The organism is Pseudanabaena sp. PCC 6802, assembly GCF_000332175.1.
Taxonomy (GTDB): domain Bacteria; phylum Cyanobacteriota; class Cyanobacteriia; order Pseudanabaenales; family Pseudanabaenaceae; genus PCC-6802.
In genome coordinates this window covers 520,779-544,493 of record NZ_KB235914.1, presented here as the reverse complement: position 1 = coordinate 544,493, position 23,715 = coordinate 520,779, and the positions used below count along the sequence as shown (strand labels likewise).

The 23,715-nt window shown below is 48.0% G+C and carries 25 protein-coding genes; 20 read left to right on the top strand and 5 right to left on the bottom strand.

Features of this window, described 5'->3' with window-relative positions; all coding sequences use genetic code 11:
* The first annotated feature begins 116 nt into the window (after window positions 1–116).
* The 3 genes from hemB (at window position 117) to surE (ending at window position 2,603) form a co-directional block, all read left to right on the top strand.
* Entirely contained in the window at window positions 117–1,106 is a 990-nt protein-coding gene (hemB, locus tag PSE6802_RS0107820) for a porphobilinogen synthase (RefSeq protein ID WP_026103148.1), read from the top strand.
* A 128-nt stretch (window positions 1,107–1,234) separates the two neighbouring features.
* On the top strand, window positions 1,235–1,900 hold the full coding sequence (locus PSE6802_RS0107815) for a pentapeptide repeat-containing protein (protein ID WP_019499501.1): 666 nt from the start codon (window positions 1,235–1,237) through the stop codon (window positions 1,898–1,900).
* A complete protein-coding gene (gene surE / locus PSE6802_RS0107810) occupies window positions 1,878–2,603 on the top strand; it encodes a 5'/3'-nucleotidase SurE (protein WP_019499500.1) in 726 nt (241 codons plus the stop codon). The genes PSE6802_RS0107815 and surE overlap by 23 nt, the downstream gene beginning before the upstream one ends.
* Here the strand turns inward: surE and PSE6802_RS31785 are convergent.
* Together PSE6802_RS31785 and PSE6802_RS28180 are read right to left on the bottom strand one after the other, a co-directional pair.
* Window positions 2,507–2,785, bottom strand: coding sequence for an Arm DNA-binding domain-containing protein (locus PSE6802_RS31785; RefSeq protein WP_071592271.1), 279 nt, complete (start codon window positions 2,783–2,785; stop codon window positions 2,507–2,509). The two genes, surE and PSE6802_RS31785, sit on opposite strands and share 97 nt — an antisense overlap.
* A gap of 272 nt (window positions 2,786–3,057) precedes the next feature.
* Window positions 3,058–3,366, bottom strand: a complete 309-nt coding sequence (locus PSE6802_RS28180; RefSeq protein WP_019499498.1) for a hypothetical protein — start codon at window positions 3,364–3,366, stop codon at window positions 3,058–3,060.
* A 254-nt stretch (window positions 3,367–3,620) separates the two neighbouring features.
* On the opposite strand from PSE6802_RS28180, the gene PSE6802_RS28175 reads away from it, so the two are divergent.
* Window positions 3,621–4,403 (top strand): transposase, encoded by a 783-nt coding sequence (locus PSE6802_RS28175; RefSeq protein ID WP_162139217.1) that lies wholly within the window; start codon window positions 3,621–3,623, stop codon window positions 4,401–4,403.
* Window positions 4,404–4,583: 180 nt separating this feature from the next.
* Here the strand turns inward: PSE6802_RS28175 and PSE6802_RS28170 are convergent, their stop codons facing one another.
* Window positions 4,584–5,438 (bottom strand): DUF6920 family protein, encoded by an 855-nt coding sequence (locus PSE6802_RS28170; protein ID WP_019499495.1) that lies wholly within the window; start codon window positions 5,436–5,438, stop codon window positions 4,584–4,586.
* 204 nt (window positions 5,439–5,642) lie between these two features.
* Between PSE6802_RS28170 and PSE6802_RS0107780 the strand changes: the two genes are divergently transcribed.
* The 16 genes from PSE6802_RS0107780 (at window position 5,643) to PSE6802_RS0107710 (ending at window position 20,336) form a co-directional block, all read left to right on the top strand.
* Entirely contained in the window at window positions 5,643–6,965 is a 1,323-nt protein-coding gene (locus PSE6802_RS0107780; RefSeq protein ID WP_019499494.1) for a glutamate-5-semialdehyde dehydrogenase, read from the top strand.
* A 12-nt stretch (window positions 6,966–6,977) separates the two neighbouring features.
* Window positions 6,978–7,463: a plastocyanin/azurin family copper-binding protein gene (locus tag PSE6802_RS0107775; RefSeq protein WP_051050615.1), complete on the top strand. Its 486-nt coding sequence runs from the start codon at window positions 6,978–6,980 to the stop codon at window positions 7,461–7,463.
* Window positions 7,464–7,608: 145 nt separating this feature from the next.
* A complete protein-coding gene (locus PSE6802_RS0107770; RefSeq protein ID WP_019499492.1) occupies window positions 7,609–8,796 on the top strand; it encodes a cytochrome c oxidase subunit II in 1,188 nt (395 codons plus the stop codon).
* 169 nt (window positions 8,797–8,965) lie between these two features.
* Window positions 8,966–10,633 (top strand): cytochrome c oxidase subunit I, encoded by a 1,668-nt coding sequence (gene ctaD / locus PSE6802_RS0107765; protein WP_019499491.1) that lies wholly within the window; start codon window positions 8,966–8,968, stop codon window positions 10,631–10,633.
* 71 nt (window positions 10,634–10,704) lie between these two features.
* Window positions 10,705–11,328, top strand: a complete 624-nt coding sequence (locus tag PSE6802_RS0107760; protein WP_019499490.1) for a cytochrome c oxidase subunit 3 — start codon at window positions 10,705–10,707, stop codon at window positions 11,326–11,328.
* Window positions 11,329–11,794: 466 nt separating this feature from the next.
* Complete coding sequence (gene psaC / locus PSE6802_RS31780) at window positions 11,795–12,040, top strand: photosystem I iron-sulfur center protein PsaC (RefSeq protein WP_071592270.1); 246 nt, start codon at window positions 11,795–11,797, stop codon at window positions 12,038–12,040.
* 333 nt (window positions 12,041–12,373) lie between these two features.
* Window positions 12,374–13,114 carry a RadC family protein gene (gene radC, locus PSE6802_RS0107755; protein ID WP_019499489.1) on the top strand — a complete coding sequence of 247 codons (741 nt, stop codon included), beginning with the start codon at window positions 12,374–12,376 and terminating at the stop codon, window positions 13,112–13,114.
* On the top strand, window positions 13,087–15,036 hold the full coding sequence (locus tag PSE6802_RS0107750; RefSeq protein ID WP_225902660.1) for a DUF2779 domain-containing protein: 1,950 nt from the start codon (window positions 13,087–13,089) through the stop codon (window positions 15,034–15,036). The genes radC and PSE6802_RS0107750 overlap by 28 nt, the downstream gene beginning before the upstream one ends.
* Complete coding sequence (locus PSE6802_RS35625; RefSeq protein WP_083901670.1) at window positions 15,033–15,155, top strand: DUF4351 domain-containing protein; 123 nt, start codon at window positions 15,033–15,035, stop codon at window positions 15,153–15,155. Before PSE6802_RS0107750 ends, PSE6802_RS35625 begins: the two co-directional genes overlap by 4 nt.
* Window positions 15,156–15,374: 219 nt before the next feature.
* Window positions 15,375–16,970 (top strand): CmpA/NrtA family ABC transporter substrate-binding protein, encoded by a 1,596-nt coding sequence (locus tag PSE6802_RS0107740; RefSeq protein ID WP_019499487.1) that lies wholly within the window; start codon window positions 15,375–15,377, stop codon window positions 16,968–16,970.
* A gap of 2 nt (window positions 16,971–16,972) precedes the next feature.
* Entirely contained in the window at window positions 16,973–17,788 is an 816-nt protein-coding gene (gene ntrB / locus PSE6802_RS0107735; protein ID WP_019499486.1) for a nitrate ABC transporter permease, read from the top strand.
* Window positions 17,788–18,666 carry an ABC transporter ATP-binding protein gene (locus tag PSE6802_RS0107730; RefSeq protein ID WP_019499485.1) on the top strand — a complete coding sequence of 293 codons (879 nt, stop codon included), beginning with the start codon at window positions 17,788–17,790 and terminating at the stop codon, window positions 18,664–18,666. The genes ntrB and PSE6802_RS0107730 overlap by 1 nt, the downstream gene beginning before the upstream one ends.
* Window positions 18,667–18,690: 24 nt before the next feature.
* Window positions 18,691–19,140 (top strand): cyanase, encoded by a 450-nt coding sequence (gene cynS, locus PSE6802_RS0107725; protein ID WP_019499484.1) that lies wholly within the window; start codon window positions 18,691–18,693, stop codon window positions 19,138–19,140.
* A gap of 425 nt (window positions 19,141–19,565) precedes the next feature.
* Window positions 19,566–19,793 (top strand): hypothetical protein, encoded by a 228-nt coding sequence (locus PSE6802_RS0107720; RefSeq protein WP_019499483.1) that lies wholly within the window; start codon window positions 19,566–19,568, stop codon window positions 19,791–19,793.
* Window positions 19,778–20,062, top strand: coding sequence for a BrnT family toxin (locus PSE6802_RS0107715; protein ID WP_019499482.1), 285 nt, complete (start codon window positions 19,778–19,780; stop codon window positions 20,060–20,062). Before PSE6802_RS0107720 ends, PSE6802_RS0107715 begins: the two co-directional genes overlap by 16 nt.
* Window positions 20,063–20,066: 4 nt before the next feature.
* Window positions 20,067–20,336, top strand: a complete 270-nt coding sequence (locus PSE6802_RS0107710; protein WP_019499481.1) for a hypothetical protein — start codon at window positions 20,067–20,069, stop codon at window positions 20,334–20,336.
* A 33-nt stretch (window positions 20,337–20,369) separates the two neighbouring features.
* Here the strand turns inward: PSE6802_RS0107710 and PSE6802_RS28165 are convergent, their stop codons facing one another.
* Both PSE6802_RS28165 and PSE6802_RS0107700 read right to left on the bottom strand, forming a co-directional pair.
* Window positions 20,370–22,115 carry a DUF3685 domain-containing protein gene (locus PSE6802_RS28165; protein WP_019499480.1) on the bottom strand — a complete coding sequence of 582 codons (1,746 nt, stop codon included), beginning with the start codon at window positions 22,113–22,115 and terminating at the stop codon, window positions 20,370–20,372.
* A 5-nt stretch (window positions 22,116–22,120) separates the two neighbouring features.
* Window positions 22,121–23,557 carry a cation:proton antiporter gene (locus PSE6802_RS0107700; protein WP_019499479.1) on the bottom strand — a complete coding sequence of 479 codons (1,437 nt, stop codon included), beginning with the start codon at window positions 23,555–23,557 and terminating at the stop codon, window positions 22,121–22,123.
* Between the last annotated feature and the right edge of the window lie 158 nt (window positions 23,558–23,715).

Sequence of the window (23,715 nt, the reverse complement as noted above, 5' to 3'; positions counted from 1 at the left end):
TTCGCCTAAGTTCTAGCATTAATCCGCCACTAAGGTGTCCTCTTGTTAGGTTAAAATACTGGCTTTAAGAGTAATTTTGATAACCACCTAGTCATTTAGTAACTCAACATACGTTCATGTCGCTAACTCACCGCCCTCGCCGTATGCGCCGCACGCCTGCTATGCGCCGCCTTGTCCGTGAAACCGTCTTGACGGTTGACGATCTGATCTACCCCATGTTCGTAATGGAAGGGGAAAACAACCGCGAAGAAGTATCGTCCATGCCGGGTTCCTATCGCTATACACTCGATCTGCTACTGAAGGAAATTGCCGAAGTGTATGAATTGGGGATCAATGCGATCGCGCTTTTCCCTGCCATACCACCTGAGAAAAAAGACGTTACGGGTAGTGAAAGCTATAATCCCGACGGCTTAGTGCAACAAACCGTGCGTGCCATCAAGCAATCCACCCCAGATATTCTGGTGATTACAGACGTAGCTCTCGATCCGTTTACTACCCACGGTCATGATGGCATCCTGGATGAGAATGGCATCATCGTCAACGACCCTACCGTCGAAGTTCTGGTGAAAATGTCCCTCTCCCAAGCTGCCGCAGGCACGGATATGGTAGCACCCTCCGATATGATGGACGGACGCATCGGTGCCATTCGCGCTGCCCTCGACGAGCAGGGTTACGAGCATGTTGGTATTCTGGCCTACTCAGCTAAATACGCTTCCGCCTATTACGGGCCATTCCGCGATGCTCTCGGCTCTGCTCCCAAGTCCGGCGATAAGAAAACCTATCAGATGGATCCAGCCAATTCCAGGGAATCGATCAAAGAAGTATATCTGGACATTACGGAAGGGGCAGATATCGTCATGGTCAAACCAGCCCTTGCTTATCTCGATATTATTGCTAAGGTAAAAGAGGCAACCGACCTGCCAGTGGCAGCGTACAACGTCAGCGGCGAATATGCCATGATCAAAGCCGCCGCTCAGATGGGTTGGATTGATGAGAAACAGGTGATGCTGGAAACTCTGCTCAGTATGAAACGAGCTGGCGCGGATATTATTCTTACCTACTTCGCTAAAGAAGTGGCCCAGATTATCGGTAAAAACTATCCCTAGTTTTTGAATTTTTTTAGGAGAATTCTAGACTCCATAGGTAGGGTGGGCAATGCCCACCTTACGGTATTTTTACCGAGTAGCTAGAACTAATTGAAATTTCAGCTACTCGGTCAGTTCTGATAAATTTTATGGAAGCTCAAGAACTATTAGAGAGGTATGCTGCAGGCGATCGCGATTTTAGTCAGGTCGTACTCAGTGGCGGACACTTGCAATCGGTCGATCTCAACGCAGTCAACTTAGTGGAGGCAGATTTAACTCTCACAGTTTTAGAAGCAGCTAGTCTGGAGGGGGCGGAGTTAAATCTCTCCAATCTCAGTGGTGCCAATTTGCAGCAGGCTAATTTAAATCGTGCCAATCTTAATGGTGCTAGTCTTTATCAGGCTTCTCTAGTCGGTGCCGATCTCAGTGGTGCTTATCTAATCGATGCCGATCTGAGCGAAGCCAATCTGGGGGGAGCCATATTACAGGGCGCTTTTCTCACTTCGGCAAATTTAACCAAAGCGAATTTAGTTAGGGCTAATCTCACTAAGATATCCTTAACTGGAGCTAGCTTGCATAATGCCGATCTTACTGGTGCCGATCTCAGCGAAGCCGATCTGACCCGCGCCAACCTTACTGGAGCCAACCTCACTGAAGCCGATCTGACCGGAGCTAACCTCACTGGAGCCAAGTTGAACTGGGCAAATATCGCTCGTGCCAAACTAGGAGGAGCCAATCTAGCAGGCACCTATCTATCTACAGTTAGAGGCTGCGAGGATGTCATTTTAACTGATGCTCGAAATCCAGCTAGCTAAAGTTACAGAAGGGATAGAGGAAGTCTTGACATTAATTTTAACCAATGACGATGGGATTGATGCACCTGGCATCTTAGCGCTGCAAAAGGCTGTAGCTGGCAAGGGCGTTGTGGTGGCTCCCCGCGACCATCTGTCGGGATGCGGTCATCAGGTCACAACCGCTAGCCCCATTCACGTCCAGCAGCGATCGCCCGGTCATTTTGCGATCGCGGGTACGCCTGCCGACTGCGTGCGAGTGGCGATCGGACATCTCTTTGAGAATGTCAAATTAGTACTATCGGGAATTAATGAAGGCGGTAATTTGGGCGCTGATGTCTATATTTCCGGTACGGTAGCGGCGGTGCGCGAGGCGGCATTACACGGAATACCCGCGATCGCAATTTCCCATTACCGCGCCAAACGCAAGGAAATCGATTGGGAATATGCTGCGTATCTCACTACTCTGGTTCTGGATAAATTATTGAATCTACCCATCGAACCAGGCACATTTTGGAATGTGAATTTGCCGCATTTAGATTCTAACGCTCCAGAGCCAGCCATCGTATTTTGTCCGCTCTCCAGCAAACCTTTACCGATTGGATTTCGAGTAGAAGGCGAGCATTTGATCTATGCAGGAAAATACGAACTGCGCGATCGCTCTCCCGGCACAGATGTTGATGTGTGTTTCTCTGGCAGTATCGCAGTGACAAAAATCAAGGCATAACAACTTCTATTGACAAAGTAACCCGCTGCAATGTCTAGCTCAATTTGGGCGGCTTTTTGTTTGGCGATCGCTCGTCCGGTGGCATTGTCATCTACGCCTGCAGCCAGCGTGTAGCGTTTATTGGCGTGGAACCATCGCAATCGCAAGCGTCCGTCGTGCTTTTCGATATATACAGTGCTCATGAAAGTTCGGGGTAAAAATCGGGGTGAATTTACTAACCCAAACAACCCTTAAAAGCCAATTTTCGTGGGCTTATTGACAGCAAAAACTACCTTCAGGAGATGTTTGAAACTCCCAAAAGCCTTATCAATTAACGGTTCCTCAACCGATGGAGCTAAGCGGATTCGAACCGCTGACCCTCTCAATGCCATTGAGATGTCACTCATGGTTGAATTGCTTACCTGATAAAGCATCTGGGCATTATCAATAAAGTAGCGGGGTAAAAATCGGGGTATTACTGCTGTTCTAACAGCCGATCGACTTTGTTCTCGATCGCGTTGAGTTTGCGCAATATGGTAGGACGGTCATCATCCAGGTTGGCAAGTAGCCTTGCTATACCCTCTTGGGTATCGGCTAAACGAATCATGGCCTGATTCAACTCTGACGATGACTGCTGCTGGGTTGCAACCAGTTGAGCCACATCGCGACCGATCGCCTGGGTTACTGCGGTCAGATCTTCGATGCGCTCCTCTGCTCCTGTGATAAAGCGCTCTACAGTTTCGGCAAGTCGATCTAAACGCTCGTCTGTCCAACGCTCAGTCATGACTTATCTCCCATTAACTCTCGCTGTGCTGCTTCGGTAATCACCCGACGCAACCATGCCGATCGATTGGGTAGCGATCGCACGATTGCATCAATGTGGATGGGTACCCTTGCCATCAATGCTGTCTCTGCTAGTGGGTCTGTGGTATCGTCACTCCTTTGGATAGGCCTAAGCCCTTTTGTATTTGGGTTTGGGTTGCGCATTTTAGAGTTCGATTATGTCTATGTATACAAAGTAACTCTACTTGCTCAAATTTGCAAGTAACTAATGAGCATATCTGCTGGCATTACGACCACAGCAAAGATAGACAAGTCAAAGGCATAAACTTCATCAGCCTCTTGTATCATAGCCAAGGAGTATCGTTGCCAATCGGATTCGTGTTGGTGACGAAGACAGAGATCTACAAAGACGAAAAGACAGGGAAACCTAAGAGACGAAGTACAATCACGAAAAACGAGCATTATCGGCAAATGCTAAAGCAAGCAGTGCAAAATCAAGTTGAGTTTAGTTATGTACTCAACGATATTTGGTATGCAGCAGCGGAGAATATGAATTTCATCAAGCAAGAACTGAAGAAAGATTTTATCATGCCACTCAAAAGCAATCGCAAGGTAGCACTGAGTCAAGATGACAAAAGGAAGGGCAAGTATGTCTGCGTCGAGGCTGTGGATATCAAAAGAGGATGCATTAAGTCAATCTACCTTGAAGGGGTAGAATTCCCTTTATTGTTAGCCAAACAAATCTTCACAAACGAAGATGGCAGTACGGGCATTCTCTATTTGGCGACAAGTGATACGAGCTTGACATACGAGCGCATCACAACAATCTATCAAAAACGATGGAAAGTTGAAGAATACCACAAATCGCTCAAGCAGAATGTGAGTCTGTCAAAGTCGCCTACACAGACGATTAACAGTCAGACGAATCATTTCTTTGCTGCATTGTGGGGTTATATAGCGGTTTTCAGATCAGAAAGATCAGGGGGTTTGGGGGCGTTGCCCCCAAGAAGGGGTTCCACCCCTTCACCCCAAAAATAAAACCCGTTCTCAAGTGAAAACCGCTATATCAAATTGGAGGTATTGAAGCTTCAGTCTAAGCAAAATCATTTTGCGCTTAAATCGAAGTTGTACCTTCAGGCACTGAAGCAGGCATTTGCTGCGTGGCATTCCCTGAAACCTGAAACCCTCTCAGACATCCGCGTAAGGTGAGTTGCTAAGTTAGTAATCGTACTTTACTTCGGTGATGTTACCTTTCCAGTATGGGAAACTGCGATCGCCTAACTGCCATTCCACGTATCCTGCGGTGGGAATTCTCATGCCGTGCCTTTCCTGATAGTTATAGAAATAGCCTGCCCAAGGAGTCGGCTCGTATTTGCCATTGACTTCACGATAGCGTGCTGGCGCGAACACGCCCGTAACTTCTCCGATATCGTTAAAATGAAATTCCAAGCTCGCAGTTGTTTGGCTATCCGTCAGAGTTGCTAGGGCTTTGTGGCGATCTATCTCGCTCCATTTTAAGCGATCGCTTGGCATTAGCGCGGTTGGCATCCAGACCGACTCAGCTAAATACCGTTGCAGCGCGCCTGCATTCAGTTCTGGCTTGCCGCGATCGTTCACCACGGGAATAAGCGCCAGGATCTTTGCCTGCATCGATCCCTGCGCGTCTGTATAGGCATCGCGTACCCGTACGGCGATCGCGGCAGCCATGCGAATATTGGCATCCCAGATCGAACCTGGTGGATTTGCCGCGAAGTACTGCTTCGCCTCAAACTGCTTCCATCCCTTTTCATCTTTACCGATCCGAAATTCGCCTGCTTGCGTAAGAGAAGCCGAGCGAATATAGGGTTGTCCTTCTTTGAGAACTAAGCGCAAGTATTTAGCTACTGGTTCGGGGAGGGGATCGAAATCTTGGAAGCTGACTGTTTTTGTCTCGCGATCGCTCTGAGGAAGGATTTTTTGGATCGATTGCTCGACTAACCGAGCAGTCTCGCGATGCCAACTCCCCGCAGCTATCCAAACTGCTAATCCTATCATTAGAGCACTTAAAACAATTCCAGTTAAGAGCATTGCCATAGTATAGCGTTTTTCAATTGAGAACAGGTTTTATTGACGGGGTGAAGGGGTGGAACCCCTTCTTGGGGGCAACGCCCCCAAACCCCCTTCTCTTTTTCATCTGAAAACCGCTATAGTTCTCCTCTATAAGATTCAACAAAAATACCTCTAGTTGCAATGATTAATAATGAGGTTAAACTAGATTAAAAACTGCTTTAGTTAATCATGGTTACTACCTCACCTGCCCCACAAACGCGATCGCTGCTTGAGTCGGTGCGAGCTACGCGGAACGCGGCCAGAGTGCTGGCCAAGTTAGATGCTCCAGCGAAAAATGCGGCCTTAGAAGCGATCGCTATAGCTCTGGAAGATGACGCCGAGGACATTCTGGCAGCTAATTACAAAGACGTGCAAGCGGCGGAGGCAGCGCAATTGGCTAAGCCACTAATTGGGCGGCTAAAGCTAGATCGAGCCAAGCTGGCTGGGATGGTGGCAGGTGTAAGGGATGTGGCCAAACTCGCCGATCCGGTTGGGGTTCGGCAAATTCACCGAGAACTAGATGAAGGGTTGGTGCTGGAACGCCTCAGTTGCCCCCTAGGGGTTGTGGGTATTATCTTTGAGGCACGTCCCGACGCGGTCACGCAAATTTCCGCGCTGGCAATTAAATCCGGTAACGGCATTATCCTCAAAGGCGGCAGCGAAGCTACCCGTTCCTCGGAGGCGATCGTGAATACGATTCACAGGGCTTTAGCTAAGCTGGGCACGATCGCAACCGATGTCGTGCAACTGGTAACCACAAGGGATGAGATTAATGCCATTTTGGGAATGGATAAAGAAATCGATTTGATTATTCCCAGAGGTTCCAATCAGTTAGTGCGTTATATCCAGAACAATACGCGCATTCCCGTACTCGGTCATGCGGACGGCATCTGTCACGCCTATGTCGATCGCGATGTCGATCTCGAACAGGCGATCGCGATTGCAGTTGACTCTAAGGTGCAATATCCTTCTGCCTGCAATGCGATTGAGACTCTCTTGGTGCATCGGGATATCGCCGCTGTCTTCCTACCGCGTCTTGTTACTGCTATGCAATCCCAGGGTGTAGAAATTAGAGCCTGCGATCGCACTCGTGCCTTACTACCTGAAATGTCCCTGATTCCCGCGACTGAGGAGGACTGGTCTGCGGAATACTGCGATCTAATTCTGTCAGTGCGGGTGGTCGATACGCTAGAAGATGCGATCGCGCATATTAATACCTATGGTTCGCGACATACGGAAACGATTATTACCCAGGATGCGATCGCGGCACAGACATTTATGAGCGATGTGGATGCCGCTGGCGTTTTCCACAACTGTTCTACCCGCTTTGCGGATGGTTTCCGTTATGGATTTGGCGCAGAGGTGGGAATTAGCACGCAGAAAATGCCCCCCCGTGGGCCAGTGGGTTTGGAGGGGCTGGTTACCTACAAATATCAACTGGTTGGAAGCGGTCATATTGTTGCCACGTATGCAGGCGAGCATGCCAAGCCATTTCGACATCGCAATATTTAAATGCAGGAATCCATGCTTAAACTTTTAGACTCAAAATTTCCCAAATTATTTCCCCTTGTCGTGCCGGTCTTACTAATTGCGTCTCTGGTCTGGTGTTTGGGCGCGATCGCCCGACCCGCGATCGCTGCACCCGGCAACAATATCCTCAAACAACCAGCGATCGAGGTTAATATTAGTCTTGGCAATGAGGGTAACGAACTCAAATTTTTCCCGGATCGCCTGAAATTTGAAGCGGGGAAACACTATAAACTCGTACTCAGCAACCCCAGCCCCTCGAAACATTACTTTACCGATAAGGACTTTGCCGACGCGATTTGGACGCAAAAAGTTGATGCGGGCAACGTAGAGGTTAAAGGTAACATCCACGAGCTAGAACTGCGCCCCGGTACTAAAGCCGAATGGGTATTTGTGGCAATTAAACCGGGTAATTTCCCCCTGCGCTGCACCGTACCCGGTCATGCAGAGGCAGGGATGAGAGGTGTAGTAGCGATCGAATAATTGCGATCGATTTGACAATTGCCCTAGACGATCCTGAAGAAATGCCTAAAGCTGGGCGATTTCAGTTTTATTTTCTTAACATTAAGTATGCAGGCATATGCTGGCACTTAATGTGTAGGCATCCTCAACAAAATAGGGACTACCGATGAATGCAAGAAAAACTATTTCTGTTGTGACCGTACTGTGCCTGATCGTAATTTCAGGCATTTGGTATGGCAACAACCATGGCTTGTTACCATTAGCCGCTTCTGATGAGGCATCGCTATACGATGGACTGTTCAACACCCTGACTGCACTAGCAACGGCATTATTTCTACTTGTAGAAGGAACTTTACTATTTTGTATATTTCGCTTCCGCCGTCGGCCTGACGATAATACAGACGGGCCACCCATTCGCGATAACTTTACCCTGGAATTGATCTGGACGGCTGTTCCAACAGTAATTGTGATGTTTGTCGGTATTTATAGCTTCGATGTTTACAGTGCCATGCGGGGCAACTCGCCAGCATTGATGATGGCAATGTCGCACGATCTGTCCGGTCATCACCAACCTGCCCATCACCAACCTGCAGCGATCGCCCCGGATAAGTTAGCTAATAAGTTAGGTATAGATAAGCTGGGCATAGAGCCAGTCCAGGCTAGTATTTTAACCTCAAATACAGATCGTCAATCCACTCATGTCAATAGCGAGATATCCAATCTAGCTGAGGCAATGCCGTCCACTAAACCACCTGATTCCTCTAATTTACCTGGTGCTGGCAATGTCGAACAGCCCGATCTGTCGACTACTAACATTAACGTCACGGCGATGCAGTTTGCCTGGATTTTTTCTTATCCCGATTACAACAACATCGAGACGGCTGAACTGCACGTTCCGGTTGGGAGTAAGGTAAACCTGAATCTCAAAGCCACAGATGTAATTCACGCTTTTTGGGTGCCGCAGATCCGCCTCAAGCAAGACGTAATTCCCGGTCTTCCGACCCAGCTACAATTTACGGCTAACAAAATAGGAGATTACCCCGTCGTTTGTGCTGAGCTATGTGGAGCTTATCACGGCGGCATGAGGGCACAGTTATTTGTAGATACACCTGACGGATTTCAAGCTTGGGTTAAAACCACTCAGGAGGAGCTAGCTAGCAATCCATCTAAACGAGTAATTGCTGCAAATAGTCTCAATCAACCCACTACCGCAATGACAGATAGGGAGTATCTAGCAGGGAGAATGAAAAACATGGAAGCGATCGAAGATATTGATATCACAGTGCTGCATTCAGTGCCGCAGCCAGTTCGCCATTCCCCTGATCTGTCTCATCTTCATATGTCACGTACCTAATACCCTGTACCTACTATAGCGTTTTTCAATTGAGAACAGTTTTTATTGACGGGGTGAAGGGGTTCCACCCCGACCTGGGGGCAACGCCCCTACCCTCTCTACTCACCTCCGATCTGAAAACCGCTGTAAGGATTGATTGGGAATTTGTCCAAAATACAAGAATTTACTTATGACACAAGCAGTAAAACCTGATACCGATACTCAAGAGGGGAAGGTCTCACCACATCATAAAACTGGTTGGCGCGAGTATTTTACCTTTAATACCGATCATAAAGTCATCGGTATTCAGTACCTGGTCACTACGTTTGTTTTCTATTTACTGGGAGGTGTATTAGCATCGCTCGTGAGAGTCGAGCTTGCCACGCCAGATTCAGATTTGGTGCCGCCAGAGATGTACAACGGTCTGTTTACAATGCACGGTACGATTATGATCTTTCTCTGGATCGTACCAGCGATTAATGGAGGATTTGGGAATTATCTGGTGCCGCTAATGATTGGCGCAAGGGATATGGCATTCCCCCGCCTGAACGCTGCTGCATTTTGGATGATTCCCCCTGCCGGACTGTTGTTGATTAGCAGCTTCTTCTTTGGCGCGCCATCAACGGGTTGGACGGCTTACCCGCCGCTCAGTATCTTGACCGATCAACACGTCGGTCAAGCAATCTGGATCTTTAGCGTGATTTTGCTCGGCACTTCTTCTATTTTGGGCGCGGTAAATTTTATCGTCACAATTCTGGCAATGCGCTTGCCAGGTATGGATTTGTTCAGTATGCCACTGTATTGCTGGGCAATGCTGGCAACCTCCTTTCTGATCGCGATCGCTACGCCAGTGCTAGCTGGAGCGCTGATTCTCTTAGGATTCGATCTGTTAATCGGCACGGCATTTTTCAATCCCACAGGTGGAGGCGATCCGGTTGTCTATCAACACCTGTTCTGGTTTTATTCCCACCCCGCTGTCTATGTGATGGTTCTGCCCGTGTTTGGCATTATTTCTGAGATCGTTCCCGTACACTCCCGCAAGCCCATTTTTGGCTACAAGACGATCGCTTTCTCCAGCATGTTCATCTGCATTTTGGGGTTGCTAGTATGGGCGCACCACATGTTCACCAGCGGTACGCCGGAATGGTTGCGCGTGTTCTTTATGATTGCCACTTTGTTGATTGCGGTACCGACAGGCATCAAAGTGTTTAGCTGGCTGGCAACTCTGTGGGGCGGGAAGCTTCGTCTGGAGAGTCCTTTGCTATTTGCGATCGGTTTTATTTCCATGTTTGTCATCGGCGGACTCAGCGGTGTCATGCTGGCTTCAGTACCAATTGATATTCACGTACACGATACTTACTTCATTGTGGGGCATTTCCACTATGTTTTATTTGGTGGCAGTGTATTTGGGATTTATGCCGCGATTTACCACTGGTTCCCCAAAATTACAGGACGCATGTACAGCGAATTCTGGGGTAAGGTACATTTTGCCCTGACCTTCATTGGCTTTAACCTCTGCTTTATGCCCATGCATGTCCTGGGTTTGCAGGGCATGCCGCGACGGGTGGCGCAATACGACCCGCAGTTTGCATCGATTAATCTCGTTTGCACGATTGGCGCGTTTATCCTGGCAATTTCCACTTTGCCTTTCCTGGTCAATGCTATCTATAGCTGGATGCGAGGGCCAAAAGCCGGTTCTAACCCCTGGAAAGCTTTAACCCTAGAATGGACTACTGACTCACCGCCAATTCACGAAAACTGGCCAGGCGAACCAGTCTTGTTAACTGGGCCCTACGACTACGGTATGGGATATTTTGACGAAAAGGACGAACAGACACCTGTAGTGGTAGGCACGTAGGCTCTCCCCATAAGGGTTACATAATTGAACAACTAAAATTGAACAACTAACAAGATCGGGAAAAATCGACTATGCAAGGTTCAACCATCGATACCGCTCAAGTGGAGCTTAACCATTCTGAGATCGCTCATACTACAACCCATCATCACGAGCACCCGGATCATCGCGTCTTTGGGCTGCTGGTGTTTCTTTTTTCCGAGGGCATGTTGTTCATGGGTTTGTTTGCAGCTTACCTAACTTTTAGGGTAGTTGCCCCCGCCTGGCCGCCAGAGGGTACGCCAGAGTTAGAGTTGCTTTTGCCTGGAATTAATACTGCTATTCTCGTGTCCAGTAGTTTTGTAATTCACCAGGCTGATGCCGCGATTAAGCGCGATGATATCAAGTCCGTGCGGTGGTGGTTTTTGGCTACGTTCGTCATGGGTGCAATTTTCCTGTGCGGTCAGCTATACGAATACAATCATCTGGGGTTTGGGCTAACCACTAACCTATTTGCCAGCACGTTTTACGTCCTGACTGGTTTCCACGGCTTTCACGTTTTCGTGGGCTTAACAATTATTGCGCTGGTTGGCTTGCGATCGTTCAAACCAGGCGCATTTCTAGGTGGCAAGCACTACGGCATTGAAGCAGCCTCAATTTACTGGCACTTCGTCGATATTATCTGGATTATCCTGTTCTTGTTGCTGTATATCCTGTAATTGAAGCGCGATCGCGGCAGTTTTCGCAAAAATTCTGCCATATTGGTGATCGCGCCGAGCAAAATTGTAGGGGCAGCGTCTTGCTTCTGCCCCAATGTGCCTTGACTACAGCGGTTTTCAGATCGGAAAGAGTAGGGGGTTTGGGGGCGTTGCCCCCAAGAAGGGGAGGCAGGGCGGTCTTGGGGGTTCCCCGCTAGAGCCACTGCCGTGTGGAACCCCTTCACCCCAAAAATAAAAACCGTTCTCAAATGAAAACCGCTATAGCAGGAATATTAAGCAAATGTAAAGTTGGCAACCCTGAATTATTAATTTGTTTTAAGTTATTCCAAGTTATTAGGAGTGAAGTTCGGCTGCTGCGGTAAACTTAATTTTGATGAATTTTTACCTAAAATAAGTTCTCACAAGAACTGTGGGGCTAAGCTTAGCTTAGTTCCGTAGGTAAGCACCAGATTGGAGCACTATTACAATGTCCCATTCAGTCAAAATATACGATACGTGTATTGGTTGCACTCAATGTGTACGTGCCTGCCCCACTGATGTATTGGAAATGGTTCCTTGGGATGGATGTAAGGCGGGTCAAATCGCCTCTTCTCCACGCACTGAGGACTGTGTCGGTTGTAAGCGTTGCGAAACTGCTTGCCCCACTGACTTTCTAAGCATCCGCGTGTATCTAGGCGCTGAAACATCTCGTAGTATGGCTCTCACCTACTAGGTAGGTTGTTTCAACCCGATTAATGCAATTATTTATATTCTGCATTTTTCTTTTTTAGGAGTACCGCAAGGTGCTCCTAAACTTTTTCTATGCTTCTTTAGGGCTTACCACTTTTTTTATAGCTATAGCCAATAGGCTTAGGACGGGGTGCAAGGGTTCCACCCCTGCGTGGGGGCTACGCCCCCACACCCCCTGTCCTAACAGATCTATCTACGGCTATAGCTCTCTCGTAGTAGTCATTTATCGCTGTGAGATGGGTATATTCACGATCGTATAGCCTGATGTTGAGGTTGTACGAATACCGCAGAATTACTATCCCGAGATCGCAACTTTATGACTTATTCCTTGCGTATTGTCGATATGGCAGCCAGCGAACGTCCCCGCGAACGCCTTCTCAGTCATGGAACGCGCCATTTATCGACAGCAGAACTAATCGCAATTTTGCTCGGTACGGGTCAGGGCGGTCAAGGTGAGGGTAAATTATCGGCAGTAGGGCTGGGTCATGCGATCTTGCAAAAAGTTGGTCGGGACTTTAGCGATCCAGTTGCAGGGTTGCAAAATGTCTCGGCACAGGAATTAATGAAAATTCCTGGTGTGGGGCCAGCCAAAGCTACGACAATTCTGGCGGCGATCGAGCTGGGTAAAAGAGCATTTTGCGCCCGTCCGCCTGATAAAGCCGAAATTACCGATCCATCCGTCGCGGTGGCAGCACTCAGCCACGATTTAATGTGGCAACCTCAAGAACGGCTTGCTATTTTAATGTTAGATAATAGGAATCGTATCGTCGCGCAGCGCACTATGACAATTGGTACCGCAACTGAAACCCTAGCGCATCCCCGCGATATTTTTCGCGAGGTACTCAAAAGTGGCGCTATCAAGTTAATCGTTGCCCATAACCATCCTTCAGGCAATACCGATCCCAGTCCTGAGGATATTGCACTGACGCGACAACTGCTAGAGGCGGCTCGCTTCCTTAATATTCCTCTGTTAGATCACCTGATTTTAGGAAATGGCGACTATAAGAGTATTAGAGAAGCAACTAATCTTTGGCAAGAGTATCCTCAAGCCGGATAGCCGCGATCGCTATTACTAAAACTGGGCCATCAGCTTACATGTCCACTCCGATCTACCTCTCCAAATCCGATTTTAAAGTTGCCCAGACTTGTCCGACCAAGTTGTACTACAAGAAATTAGGCTATCCCACGGTTGGCAGTTACAGCAACTACGCCAGGATGTTATCTGATGGAGAATTTATCATTCACCAGATGGCGCGGTTACTGCACTCAGATGGGATAGCGATTGCTTCCGAGCAGGGTATTGAAGCATGTATTGCCCTCACGCAGAAGGCATTACAGCAGAAAAATGTCATTCTATTCGACGCAGCTATTTATGCCGGTCACAAGCTGATACGGATTGATATTTTAATTAAACAGGGCGATCGCTTTGAACAGATCGAGGTGAGATCTAAAGCATTTGACAGTCGCGAGAACGCAGAATTAATTAACTCTAGAGGAATTAATCTATTTCGCAGTAAAAAAGACGGTCGAGTATCTAGCGCATGGCGATCGGCGATCGCGGATGTCAGCTACCAGACCTATGTGCTGCAAGAATTCCTGGAAGAGGAAATGGGACTGCAGCCGGAAATACATCCCTATCTGATTATGCCGGATAAGTCAAAGATAGCGGCGATCGAGGGGCTAGCCTTTGATTTCCAAATTCAACACGTTCGATCGCGTAATTCTTTCTCTAAGTTCGATCGCGTGGAAGTAACATTTTCTGGCGATCTGCAACAGCTAAGAGAACATCATATTTTATCCAAAGTCAGTATTAAAGATGAAGTTCTAGAGGTGATGCCTGCTACGATCGCGGCGGCAAAACCACTGGTAGAAAGCTTGAAGAACGGGATTACCAAAATTGAGGTGCCAATTAGCAAATCCTGCAAGAATTGCGAATTTAGGGGAAATTCTCTCGACTCTAGAGATGGCTTTAAAGAATGCTGGCGGGAACTCGCCGATGTCGAGCCACACATTCTCGATCTCTACCATATGGGTCGCATTGGCGGTTCCGACGGTGCAGTTGTCAACGAGCTAATTCAACAGGGTAAGGTCAGCATATATGATGTCCCCTCCGAGCACTTAAACGATATTACCTATAGCTTGAGGCAATTAGTACAACTTGAATATACCCGCAAAAATACGGAATGGATTTCCAAACAACTACCCAAGCTCCTGACCAAATTCCAATATCCGCTTCATTTTATCGATTTTGAAACCGCACGCATGACGGTTCCCTATCATGCTGGAATGCAACCCTTCGAGCAAATCGCATTTCAATGGAGCTGTCATACGATTAATAGACCTGGCGATCCTCCCATCCATTCCGACTGGCTCGATTTAAATAACTCTTTCCCAAATTTTAAGTTTGCGCGTGCCCTGATGGAGCAGATTGGCGATCGCGGCACCATCTTCACCTGGGCTACTCACGAAAATAGTGTCTTGCGAGATATCCACAAGCAGGTGTCAGCATACGGTCATCGCGATCCAGAACTGGAGACATGGTTGGGTAAAACTGTCAAAACTCATAGTCATGGCATGTCGCGTTTAGTCGATATGAATGCCCTTACGCTCCAGCATTATTTCCATCCTCTCATGAAAGGTAAAACTTCGCTCAAGACCGTTTTACCTGCAATCTGGGCAACCAACTCCTATTTGCATCAGTTACCCTGGTTGAGTGCATATCTCAAGCAAATAGATGGCAAGATCCTGAATCCCTATGCTGCTCTGCCAGAAGTAGATATCCTGGGAGAAATCGCTGTAATTAATGAAGGAACTGGAGCTATGCTTGCTTATCAAGAGATTTTACATGGCAAACATCGCGATCGCCCTGAAGCCAGAGAAAAGTGGCGGGAATTGCTCCGACAGTATTGCTGCTTGGATACGATGGCGATGGTAATTGTCTGGACGCACTGGTGCTATCTGGTTGCTAGTGAGAAATAGGGCAAGTAAAGCGCGATCGCATTGAAGACCTATCTTTGGAAGATTTAGAATCTCTTGGCGAAGCATTATTGGATTTTTCTGGGATTGCAGATTTGGAGAAATGGCTGATGGATAAATAGGTGTAGTTGGGGGATCTTGTCTACGAGCGATCGCTATGCATAACGTTCCTACTTCCTATGTAGCAGTCATTACCTATGACTTAGTTTTTTGACTGCTTGAGCTTAACGCCCATGTTTTCTGCGTTTTTTCAAGTATAAAAATCTTAAATGCCTTAAAATCTCGCTTTTTTTGCAAAACGCACTACAATTTAAGATGCTAATTCTAGCGATCCCAGGCTTATGACTTTTACGCTCAAAACTAAAGGTAGTTCATTATCGCCTTTGTCCGATTTGTCCAATATTGCTCGGTGTCCTTGTGGTGGAAATCATTTACCCCAAGACCACTGGGAATTTTGGTCGAGTATGCCCCAAAACCCGCCAGACCTGATCGACGATCTCGTTAAGATGGGGACGTACAGCCCGCAAGTACTGGATCTGGCCAATACCCTCACCCAAGTTGAGTTGCGCGAAGCGCTACTGTTGCAACAAATTGGTGGCGGCGATCCAGTTCGAGAACAGTTCTGTCGAGATTTGCTTAGGGAAGCGGGTGGCTTAGACCAGGCTATGGCAGCCGCCTTCGGCGTACACGCTACAGAGTTCTTCAGCAACACAATTCGTACGGGTGACTTTAGTCGTCGCGAGTTTCTCAAACGGGTAGTAGTAGCAGGGGCGCTGATTAGTATTGCCAGTTGTAATAACACTCAGCCGACGACTCCGACAGCCTCGCCTGAAGCTGCGGCACCAGGCAAGCTAGAGAAAACTAACTTAACGATTGGTTTCATCCCCATCACCTGTGCCACGCCGATCGTGATGTCCGATCCGCTGGGCTTCTATGCCAAGCACGGTCTGAAAGTGACGGTGAAGAAAATGCCCAACTGGGCAGCGGTTAGGGACTCGGCGATCGCGGGCGAACTCGATGCCTATCACATGCTTTCTCCCATGCCGATCGCGATTACGCTGGGTTTAGGTTCTGCGGCTTTTCCGATTAAGCTCGCCAGTATTGAGAATATTAACGGTCAGGCAATTACAGTCGCCCTTAAGCACAAAGACAAAGTCAAAGAAGCAAAGGACTTTAAAGGCTTCAAGATTGGCGTGCCGTTTCCCTTCTCCATGCACAACCTATTGATTCGCTACTATTTAGCAACTGGCGGACTCGACCCCGATAAAGACGTACAAATTTTCCCCGTACCACCGCCCGATAGTGTAGCGAAGATGACAGCCGGTGAAATCGATGCCATGCTAATGCCCGATCCTTTCAACCAACGCGCCGTGTTTGAGAAGATCGGTTTTATCCATATCCTCAGCAAGGATCTCTGGAACGGACACCCCTGTTGCGCGTTTGCTGCCAGCCAGTCATGGATCGATGCCAATCCCAACTCCTTCAAAGCTGTCAATAAAGCAATTATTGATGCTTGCAGTTATGCCAACGACCCCGCTAACCGTTCTAAAGTTGCTGCGGCTCTGATCGAACGCAAGTATCTCAATCAACCTTTACCCGTGGTTGAAGCAGTTCTAACTGGCAAGTTTGAAGATGGATTGGGTAACACGTTAGATGTCCCCGATCGCATTGGTTTCGATCCTTATCCCTGGAAGAGCTTTGCTAAGTGGATCTCCGCTCAACTCGTGCGCTGGGATTTGATGCCCAAGGACAAGGCAGATTATGACAAGATTGCTAAAGATATTTTCCTGACGGAAGTAGCAGCAAATCTGCAAAAGGACTTGGGACAAACTCCACCCACTGAAGCAGAACGCTTGGAGAAACTGAAGTACGACTCCTTCGATCCTAAGAATCCTGCCGTGTATGTAGACGAGCAGATTAAGAAGTACAAGGTATGATAATGAGTATATCTACTCACTCGCCATCCTTTCGACTTGGCATTAACCAAAAAGCCTTTTTACTGTTTTTAGCCATATTGGCAGTTATCCTACTGTTTTGGGAAATGGGCGTAAATAATAAGATATTTCTGCCCATCATGCCGTCGGCAAGTCAGACACTTAAAGATGCCTGGTTTTGGTTCACGAATCCATTCTTCGATAATGGCCCCAACGATAAGGGTTTGGGATGGCTCTTGCTCACCAGCCTGCAACGAGTGGTAGTGGGTTTTCTGATTGGTTCGGCGATCGCCGTGCCTTTAGGCATACTTGTGGGCTTGTCTCCCATTGTATCTAGAGCAGTCGATCCTTTCATCCAGATTCTCCGTCCTGTCTCGCCGCTGGCGTGGCTGCCGTTGGGGCTGGCACTGATTAAAGACTCAGAGCGTACCGCTCTGTTTGTAATTGCCATTACCAGCATCTGGCCGACTTTGGCAAATACCAAGTTTGGCGTGAGCAATGTCGATCCGGCCTACCTCAACGTTGCCCGCACGCTAGGTGCTTCGCGCTGGCGTACGATCCGCAAAGTGATTTTACCTGCCGCCGCTCCCAGTATTATTGCTGGGTTGCGCATTAGTTTTGGCATTGCCTGGCTTGTGATTGTAGCGGCGGAAATCTTGCTGAGTGGAGGGGTTGGTTATTTTATTTGGAATGAGTGGAACAATTTGAAAATCACCAGTATCATTACCGCCATTTTGACGATTGGGATTGTGGGATTGATCCTGGATCGACTGTTCGGCCTTTTGCAAAGTTGGGTGTCTTTTGGACAGAGGACATCGTAATGAACAGCAATTCCAGATCGAAAGCAATAGGAGCAATGGCGCATCTTGCGATCCAAGGTGTCTCCAAAGTTTTTCGGGGCAGACAAACCCTAATGGATAAAGCCTTTAAGCGCGCTACTCCGGACTACATAGCCATCACCGATATCAATTTGGAAATAGAGGTAAATACCTTTGTTTCGATTATCGGCACTTCTGGTTGTGGCAAATCCACCTTGTTGAATATTATTGCCGGATTGTCAAAACCAACAACGGGGTCGATTTTGCTCGATGGTAGATTGGTTACCAAACCTGGCCCCGATCGCGGTGTAGTTTTCCAGAGCTATGCCCTCATGCCCTGGATGACAGTGGCTGAGAATATCGACTTCGCGATCGCTACAGTCTACCCTCAAATGTCACACTTCGAGCGAGAAGCGATCGTGTACGAATATCTGGGGCTTGTTAACCTGCAAGGTGCGGAGAAGAAACATCCCCACGAATTATCCGGCGGCATGAAACAGCGGGTGGGCATTGCCAGGGCATTGGCGATCAATCCCAGTATCCTGTTGATGGACGAACCGTTTGGAGCGCTCGACGCGCTGACGCGAGGCTTCTTGCAGGATGAAATCGCCCGTATTTGGGAGCAAAAGCAGAAAACCGTGGTTCTAATTACGCACAGTATCGAGGAGGCATTATTGCTATCTGACAAAATTGTGATGATGACGCGGGGGCCTTCTGCCAAGATCGCTCAGGTTTTGGACGTGCCATTTCCGCGCCCGCGCAAGCGCGAGGAGCTAGACCAGTATCCTGCCTACCACGCTCTCAAAGTAGAAATGGAACAGCATCTGATGCGCGAAACTAGAGCGATCGAGGAATCTCGCACTCTATCTGTTGGTGAATAATAGTAACTAAAAAGAGGAACGATTATGTCAAACGTTGAAGTACCTGCAATTACCGAAAAGTTATTAGCTGCCAAGAAGAGCAAAGGTCTCAGCTTCGCCGATCTCGAAGCGATCGTCGGACTCGATGAAATCTGCATTGCCTCAATTTTCTATCGACAGGCAACGGCATCTGCGGAGGAAGCAACCAAGATTCTCCAGGCTCTGGGCTTGAGTTTGGATCTTAGCTCGGAACTGACGGCCTACCCGGTCAAAGGTTTAGGACCAGTCGTACCAACCGATCCGCTCGTTTACCGCTTTTACGAAATTATGCAGGTATATGGGATGCCAATGAAAGATGTCATCCAGGAGAAATTTGGTGATGGGATTATGAGCGCGATCGATTTCACGCTCGATATTGAGAAGGTGGAAGATCCAAAGGGCGATCGCGTCAAAGTAGTTATGAATGGGAAGTTCCTACCCTACAAGAAGTGGTAGATAGATTTCAGGACTTACGCAGAGATAACATAGGTAAGGTGGGCAATGCCCACCTTGCGCCAAATTCGCACGAATTATCCCTATATTGCCTGGCGACTGGAAGTCTCAGCTATACAAACAAAGTCTGCCTGCACAGACTGCGAGAAAAGGGATTAACAGATCGGGATTTGGTATTACTTACTTGATGGTTTTTAGGCAAGATTATGAAGCGAAATCCCGATCGCCCCCCTCAGCAAACGTCTCCCTCTACAAATTGGGTGCAGTTTATCACGCAGGTACTTGCCTTTATTGGGCTTTGGCAGGTTCTTAGTAGCGGATTGAACATACTGGATCGATGGTTTTAACGCTACCAATACCTTTGCTTTCAGCAGTTTCAGTTAAGATTGTATTAACATAACTTACAGTTATAGTTTTAGGACAACGTTATGCTGAAAAGCTACGAGGCAGTTTGCGAAAACGGACGAGTCAAATGGTCGGAAGGACCACCTCCAGTCCTCTCAGCTCTTGCGATCCTGACAGTTTTAGAAGAGACAGCATTACCTATTGTAAAACGCCGATTCCCTCCTGTTGCAATTGCAGGTAAGGGCAAAACCTTGGGTAACATTGTCAGTTCGATTGTGGATGAAGAAAATAGGGAATGTCTTACGGCATAAAACCATTTCGCTGGAATACTGAGAAAAACAACCAACTACAGGCAGAGCGAGGGATTAGCTTTGAGGTAGCAGTGTTGGCGATCGCTGAAGGCAAAGTACTAGATGTGATAGAACATCCCAACCAAGAAAGGTATCCATCGCAACGGATCTTTATCATTGAAGTTAACCAATACGTTTATCTAGTACCGTTTGTGGAAAGCACTGAGGAGATTTTTCTCAAAACAATAATTCCCAGTCGCAAGCTAAAGAAAAAGTATTTAGGAGACTAACATAATGACATTTTTAGATGCGGAAGAAAAAGCGCTTTTGGAGTCTGTAGAAAATGATGAATGGCAGTCTGTACCAAATTTAGCACAGGAGATTCAGCGCTACAATAAGTATGCCAGATCGCAGGTATTAGAGGAGATTAAAGTCGAATTACCTGTAGATGATATGCGATATTTGCAAGACTTGGCACAGCAAACAGAGACTTCAATCTCGCTGTTGATTGCCAACATGGTTCATCAATATATTGCTAGTTACACAACAAAAGATTGCAAATAGAGCCTGACTGCTAGCAGAAGTCTAGTAGCACGGTCAGCTTTTTTTACGGGGACGACTATCTTGCCAAGCACTACCAATACCCTGCAAAATGCCGCGCCCAATCAGACCGATGCCACGCCCTACGATATTGGTGAGGACGTAGACAATACCGCTACCAACGAAAGCGACTGCCGATCGCAAGCGCGGCGCGATCGCATCCTGGAGTTCCAATGCCAATGTCACGGCGAGTTGAATTCCGCCTAACTCAGTTAGCTCTTGTCGGCGCGGCGCGTAGATTGCGTGCTTTTTGATGCCGGGACTAGCGAGGACGAATAAATCGTAGCGGCTCTCAAAGATTGCTTGCGGCACTTGAACATATTTCTTGAGGCGGTATTTCCAAGATAGATTATTGCGGAATCGTTCGATTTCGCGGGTAGCAATCAGGCGATAGTCGTAGAACTTTTGCTTGATGGCTTCCACATCCGCAAAGTGATTTAAAAGCGGTTGCATGACCGCATTGGCAATCTCAATTGCGAGATTATCCAATAGGCTTTCTGCTCTCATGGCTGCCTCTATGGTGCCAGCCGCATAGGTAGCATTATCAATGACTAAATCTGTTTGGAAAATCAAATAGGAAAATAGTTCGCTCGCTTGCGGAATCTCAGCTAGAATTTCCGCCTGCACGATCGCGGCATCCGCGAGTAAAACATCCACTACCGACTGGCGATCGCGATCGACACTGTAGTATTTACCAAAGAAACTAATCGTACTGGCTTGCCATAGATCGTGGAGAATCTTTGCTTGCTGTTCCAATAGTTGCTGCGGCTCGACTTGCGAGAGTCGCAACTCCACCAACACATCTTCCAAGTGGCGCAGGACAATCAGTAATAGCTCCCGTTTTTGTTCTTCTCTGAGGATATCGATTTCCAACAGGACATCAGTTAAGTTAGATAAGCCAGCTTGTAATTTTGCTGCCGCGCGATCGAAGATTTCCGCCTGTAGTAGTCTGGCGCGCGCGAGTTGTGCTTCGCTAGCTGTAGATTCGGTGGATGCAGCAGATTTAAATACAGCCTGAGTATAGCTCGACTTGGGTGTGGAGTCAGATGTAATGTCAAAATTAGCGATCGGTGATGTTTTCAGTGTTGATTTGAGTAAATGAGAGACCAGCCAGCGCGTTGCCAACAGTTCCCTCTGCCTGCCTTCTAATACTATGCGCTCGATATCATCCCAGATGGATGTTCCTGCGCCTGCTAGATGCATTTTGACACCCCGTAAAGTTCGATCGATCTGCCTCAGTCCCGATTTCCGCAGGTTGTGCCGCAGCACCGCGAGTACGCTGACGATTTCAAGTTCGTCTGCTGCATCCGCTGTACTTGCCGCCAAACTGCGATCGCGCAATCGAATATCTTGTAAATATTTACCGCCGCCAGCGCAGGTGCGAATGGCATTCTCCAACTCTGTAGCTGGCGTGCCCTTGAGACAATAGCCTGCCACACCAGCTTGCAAGGCGGCAGACACGAGCTTCACTGGCTGCGGTGAGGTCAGCAAGAGGATGGGGAGATGGGGAAATTGCTTGGCGATCGCCTGGCACAGATCCAAACTGCCCTCTAAACCCAGATCCAGGATCGCCAAATCGATCTTATCTGATGCTGACTGCTTTGCGAGCATCTCTAGCGCATCAGTATCGGTTTCCACCTCGGCGATCGCTTCGAGATCGCTAAATTGCTGCAACCAGGCCTGCAATCCCATGCGAAATACGGGATCGCTGTCGATTAGCAGCAATTTAAACGGATTACTCATGATACTCAGGTTTGGGCCGGTGTACCCTCATCCTGTACCGGCTCGGATTGCGGCTCCGGGAAAGTGAACCGCAATAGCGGCGGGGCTAAGAACGTGGTCAAAATCACCATCATGATAATAGCGGCATTGAGCGCATCGGAAATAATGCCGCTGGCGGTACCGACACCTGCAAATACCAACCCCACCTCACCTCGGGGAATCATGCCCACGCCGATCGCCAGGCGGTTAATTCCCGGTTGACCGAATACGGCTAAACCAGTGACGACTTTCCCCACGATCGCCACCGTAATCAGGAAGATGGCAATTACCAAACCCTCACGGTTAGCTGAAATGGCTGGATTCAGCACGCCAATATCGGTTCTAGCTCCCACTGAGACGAAGAAAATCGGTACGACCAGATCGGCTACAGGTTTAATTAATTCCTCTAACTCCTCGCGTTCCTTGGTTTCGTCCAGTAACAATCCCGCTGCAAATGCCCCTAAAATTGCCTCCAGGTGCACGGCAGCACCAATATAGGACAGGATCAAAGCAAAAATCATTGCCGGAACTACCAAAGCTCCGCGTGTTTTTAGTCTCTCAGAAAGGGCGATAAAGACAGTATTTACTAACTTGCCCAGGAGGAGGGTGCCCACAATAAATAACACGGAACTGACGATTAAATAAATCGCATTACCAACATCCACCCGTCCAGTCTTAGCCAGACTCGCCACTACGGCCAGGATGACAATGCCAATAATATCGTCGGCGATCGCCGCACCTAGAATAATCTGCCCTTCCTTAGACGTAAGTTGGTTTAACTCGGACAGCACCTTAGAAGTAATGCCAATACTAGTTGCCGTGAGCGCCGCCCCCGCAAAAATTGCTGGTATGGCAGGTACGCCAAAAATCAGCATCGCACCAGCGGTACCAGCCACAAAAGGCACCGTCACCCCCACCACCGCTACTAGAATCGCCTGGATGCCAACCTTCATCAGTTCGTTCAAGTTTGATTCCAGCCCAATTTCAAACAGCAGAATAATTACACCCAAATCGGACAGTACGGATATGACCTCGCCCGTAGCCTTAAAAGTGGGGTTGACAGCTTCAGGACTCAAACCATCGGTAGATAGCAGAATTTGCATAATCAGCGAACTAGAGCCATCCACCCCCGTATCCGGGAACACCAACAGATGTAGGGCAGAAACACCAACCAGCACTCCACCAACCAACTCGCCCAACACTGGCGGAAAACCCAGACGGTTAGATAGCTCGCCACCTACCTTACTGGCCAGGTAGACAACCACTAGACTCAGCATTACAGCAGCTAAGACAAAGGAGCTATCTGGTTCTGCTGGCTCCGAAGCTTGGGCGATCGCGCTCAGAAATAAGGGATGACTGTGACTAAAAAGACTGGTGACAGTACTCCAGCTACCTGGAGTCACTGTCAGTCCTGAATAAACCATGTTTTATTCCTCAATTTGACCAAACTAACAAACTATTTCAGTCTTACTTTAAATCTTGTAAGCTAGCAAAACTGCTCTTGCATTACGCTAGAACTAATACCAAATCCTGGTTTGTTAACCCCCTTTCGCAGAGTCTGCGCAGGCAGACTTTGTTTGTG